The sequence below is a fragment of the Methylobacterium iners genome, assembly GCF_022179305.1.
GTDB lineage: Bacteria > Pseudomonadota > Alphaproteobacteria > Rhizobiales > Beijerinckiaceae > Methylobacterium > Methylobacterium iners.
Genome location: NZ_BPQP01000015.1, coordinates 1 through 3,915 on the forward strand (window position 1 = coordinate 1; position 3,915 = coordinate 3,915).

Below are 3,915 nucleotides of genomic sequence, written 5' to 3' on the forward strand. Positions count from 1 at the left end.
GACGCGGCTTCAGAAGGTTTGCTTGACAAACCTTCTGAAGCCGCGTCCAAGGGATCGACAACGTAGAAGACGTATATATAGGGCTGTTGAGGGAAATTTGGATGTAATGAAATATCCATCAATCCTCGATCGTTGTAGTTATTTACCTCGCTGCTGAGATCGATAAATATGCCTTTGTCTTCGCCAGTAAAGATATCGAATACTCGTATTTGCCCAGATTTCCCAGCTACGTACACCAAATTGTTGCTAATAGGCGAAAACTCAAAAGCGACCGGTTGCGACAAGTTACTGAGCAAAGGCTGGGCATTAACAATATAGCTTGACAATAAAGGCGGATCGATCGGAGGCAGAACAGGATCTTCATCGTCAAGTATATTCACCCGACAAGTTCTTGGTACTGAAATGTCGCCGCCGTCTACGGCGACCAGTGATATCACAAATACTTCCGTACGCTCTAGAAGATTATCGTCGATTATATCTACATTAATAGACGCTTGATCCTGGCCAGGAGCGAAGTTTATGAAGCCGGACGATCCAACGAAATCTTCGTTGGAGGTGGCTGACTCTGCTGTCAAATCGTAAGCAACTTTGACTGCTTGGCTTAAGTCACCACTTCGAAGGAATGTTATGCTAGCTCGACCGTCACGTTCACCGTAACTTAGCTCGGTCACCGCTTGGAATATTGACCCGCTCATGGAATTGCTCCTGGGATGTGCAAAATCAATGCGGTGCTCTGATTGAGTCAGTCGTTTACTTTTATTAACCGGATTCGATACGTCGTTCAATGATTTCGTTCGGCCGAATTGCGAGTTGTGCGTGATCCTCTAGCTTCTTTGAAAATGGCATTGCGCCACGTCGAGGATTGATCCTCCCTCACTAAAGTCGTCGGCCCTGTGGTATGGCTTTCAAGCTGGGTTGAGGACAGACATTTGGGATCCAAACGGCGCCAGCTTGGAGATGTAGTCACCAAGCTGCGACAGATGGAGGTGTTGATCTCGCAGGGCCAGAGCGTTGCCGACGCGAGTCACGGTCGGCGTCAGCGGGGTCACGTATTATCACTGTCGGCGTGAGTTTGGGTGCCTCAAGTTGGACTCGCAGTACGACGCTGACGGCTCGGACGGTACGTCGATGACGGGCCTGGAAACCACCATTATACTGATCGGCCTCTTCGCCTCCATCGCGGCTGTTGTTTTATGCTGTAGAGGGTGGACCAATCTGGATCATCGCGGCCCTGATCGTCGCTGGGATGGTCGCTTTCATCCCATGGCGTACTCGATGAGCGGCGACAGCAACGAGTTTTGTTGACGTAGCTCAATGCTTACGGCGATGCGGCTCGTCCGACTGGGGTCAGGAATGAGCGACAACGCTTCTTGGGACCAATTCGCCGCTGAAGTTTTAGTACGGCAGGTTTTCTCGGATATAGATAATATTAAACATTCTCACGCATCCTACCAACGATCGCTTCACAAAGATCGCTGGGAGCCCACGATGCAGGCCGCGCAAAACCTTCCTCCTGCTGCTGGTCTTGGCGAAGATTTTTCGCGTCTGCGCAATCTATTTGCCCGCTCGTTTCCTTTTCAAGAAACTGATACAGTCATCGTCCAAGACGAAATCATTGATGAGAAAGCTGTTCAGGAAGCAGCATTGGACAAAGAATTTGACTGGTCAGTTACCCTCAAGAACATCAGAGAGCTTACAGCAGCATCTAGAGAAGCTAAAGCTTGCGTGCGAGCTGCCGAGGAGCGTGCTGAGCGTGCTGAGGCCAGAGCCAAGGTGGCGGAGCACTGGCTACGGCGGCTTCACCAAGCCGTCCTAGAAGGGCTTTCACAGGGTGGCTTACCCGATCAACGTACCTGAACCACTGGATCGGCCGGAAGAGGCACATTCATACGACCGAGCAAGTCACTCATGCCGGACGACGATGTGCCTTTTTTGCGCCACGTCCTGACCAATTTGTGTGTGGTGTGGTGCTTGCTCTGTGCGCTGGCCCCTGGTGTCGGCTAGACTTGGCTGCGAGGCGGGCAGCCGGATCCGTGCTGACAGGCGCTGGCCGTGACAGGACGGTCATCCGGTTCATCGAGAAACCGCAAGGGCTGATGAACGTGAGACGACGGAACTCTGCGGCGGGCATTGCGCTTCCGCTCGCGGCTCTCGCGCTCGCCGTGGCGGCACCGGCCGCCGCGGAGACGCTCGAGAGCGCGCTTGGACGCGCCTACATGGCCAACCCGGCCCTGAATGCCGGGCGGGCGGGCTTGCGCGCCACCGACGAGGGCGTGGCCCAGGCCCTGTCGGGCTACCGGCCGACGGCCAGCCTGAGCGCCGATATCGGCCTCCAGCAGTTCCAGGGGTCAACCCAAGGCTTTCAGCGCAACCAAGTCACTCGCCCGGGCGGCGCCGGGCTGACCATCAACCAGACCCTGTTCGACGGCTTCCAGACCAACAACCGCACCCGGCAGGCCGAGTCGGACGTGCTCCGAACCCGCGAGTCCCTGCGCCTCACGGAGATGAACACGCTGTTCAACGCCGCACAGGCGTACATGAACGTGCTGAGCGACACCGCCAACCTGGAGCTGCAGCGCAACAACGTCGAGGTGCTGGAGGAGCAGCTCCGCCAGACCCGGGACCGCTTCAATGTCGGCGAGGTCACCCGCACCGACGTCGCCCAGGCCGAGGCCCGCCTCGCGCTGGCGCGGTCGAACGTGAGTGCGGCCGAGGCGAGCCTGCGCGCCTCGATCGGCAACTTCCGGCGCCTCATCGGGGTCGAGCCGCGCCAGCTGGCGCCGGGCCGTCCCCTCGACCGCTTCGTGCCGGCCACTCTCGACGCCGCCGTCACGATCGGGCTCAAGGAGCATCCGCAGATCCTGTCCACCCTGCACCAGGTCGACGTCGCCGAGGCGCAGGTGAAGGTGCTGGAGGGGCAGCTCTATCCCCGGGCCGGCCTCCAAGGAGCGGTGAACCAGCGCTACGACAGCCAGTTCCCGGGCGACAACGGCGTGACCGCCTCCATCGTCGGCCAGATCTCGATCCCGCTCTACGAGGGCGGCCTGACCTACTCGCAGATCCGCCAGGCCAAGGAACTCGTCGGCCAGGCGCGGATCAACGTCGAGGATGCGCGCGACCTCGTCCGCTCGAACATCGTGACGGCCTGGGGCCGGCTCGAAGCCTCCAAGGCGCAGGTCATCGCCTCGCAGGCGCAGGTGCAGGCCAACGAGGTGGCGCTGAACGGCGTGCGCGAGGAGGCCCGGGTCGGCCAGCGCACCACCCTCGACGTGCTCAACGCGCAGCAGGAGCTCCTGAGCGCCCGGGTGAACCTCATCACCGCGCAGCGCGACCGCGTGATCTTCTCCTACGGCGTGGTCCAGGCGGTCGGCCGGCTGACCGTGCGCTACACGGCCCTGCCGGTGGCCATCTACAGCCCGAAGGAGCACTTCGACCAGGTCAAGGACCTCTGGTTCGGCGTGCGGACCCCAGACGGACGCTGAAGAACACCGGGGATGGCAGCCGCTTGATGTATGACTGCGGCTTGCAATCACCGCACCGGGCCGGGCGAGATCGAGCGCCCGGAAGGCGTTCCACTCGGTCACGATGACGAGCGCGTCCGCGCCCTCCGCACAGGCATAGGCATCCTCGGCGTACGTGATGTCGGGCAGGAGCGGCCTGGCCTGGCCCATGCCCTCGGGATCGTACGCGCGGATGCGCGCGCCCCCGTCCTGCAGCCCCGCGATGATGGCGAGCGAGGGCGCGTCGCGCATGTCGTCGGTGTTCGGCTTGAAGGTGAGGCCGAGGATCGCGATCGTACGCCCCCGGACCGAGCCGCCGCAGGCCTGGATCACCTTGCGGGCCATGGCGCGCTCGCGGCTCTCGTTGACCGCCACCACCGTCTCGACGAGCCGCACCGGCGTGCCGGCATCCTGG

4 protein-coding genes and 2 pseudogenes are annotated in these 3,915 nt (G+C 60.5%); 4 read left to right on the top strand and 2 right to left on the bottom strand.

All coding sequences use genetic code 11. From position 1 onward, the window contains the following. The coding region (locus MFF55_RS04915) for a Calx-beta domain-containing protein (RefSeq protein ID WP_238242969.1) at window positions 1-695 on the bottom strand (695 nt) is incomplete at its 3' end. Window positions 696-929: 234 nt separating this feature from the next. Here MFF55_RS04915 and MFF55_RS04920 point away from each other — a divergent pair. The 4 genes and pseudogenes from MFF55_RS04920 to MFF55_RS04935 form a co-directional block, all read left to right on the top strand. Further along, a pseudogene (locus tag MFF55_RS04920) lies at window positions 930-1,092 on the top strand (IS3 family transposase); the annotation flags it as partial. Between the two features lie 36 nt (window positions 1,093-1,128). Further along, the gene (locus tag MFF55_RS04925) at window positions 1,129-1,305 is read left to right on the top strand and encodes a hypothetical protein (protein WP_238242972.1); all 177 of its coding nucleotides are present in this window, start codon (window positions 1,129-1,131) and stop codon (window positions 1,303-1,305) included. A 48-nt stretch (window positions 1,306-1,353) separates the two neighbouring features. Then, window positions 1,354-1,857 carry a hypothetical protein gene (locus tag MFF55_RS04930; protein WP_238242970.1) on the top strand — a complete coding sequence of 168 codons (504 nt, stop codon included), beginning with the start codon at window positions 1,354-1,356 and terminating at the stop codon, window positions 1,855-1,857. A gap of 239 nt (window positions 1,858-2,096) precedes the next feature. Beyond that, entirely contained in the window at window positions 2,097-3,482 is a 1,386-nt protein-coding gene (locus MFF55_RS04935) for a TolC family outer membrane protein (RefSeq protein WP_238242971.1), read from the top strand. A gap of 39 nt (window positions 3,483-3,521) precedes the next feature. On the opposite strand, the pseudogene MFF55_RS04940 reads toward MFF55_RS04935, so the two are convergent. Next, window positions 3,522-3,915, bottom strand: a pseudogene (locus MFF55_RS04940) (UDP binding domain-containing protein); the annotation flags it as partial.

Excerpts from the sequence above, each read along its gene's own strand:
- MFF55_RS04925 (WP_238242972.1), top strand. The coding sequence starts at position 1,129 with ATGACGGGCCTGGAAACCACCATTATACTGATCGGCCTCTTCGCCTCC.
- MFF55_RS04930 (WP_238242970.1), top strand. The coding sequence starts at position 1,354 with ATGAGCGACAACGCTTCTTGGGACCAATTCGCCGCTGAAGTTTTAGTA.
- MFF55_RS04935 (WP_238242971.1), top strand. The coding sequence starts at position 2,097 with ATGAACGTGAGACGACGGAACTCTGCGGCGGGCATTGCGCTTCCGCTC.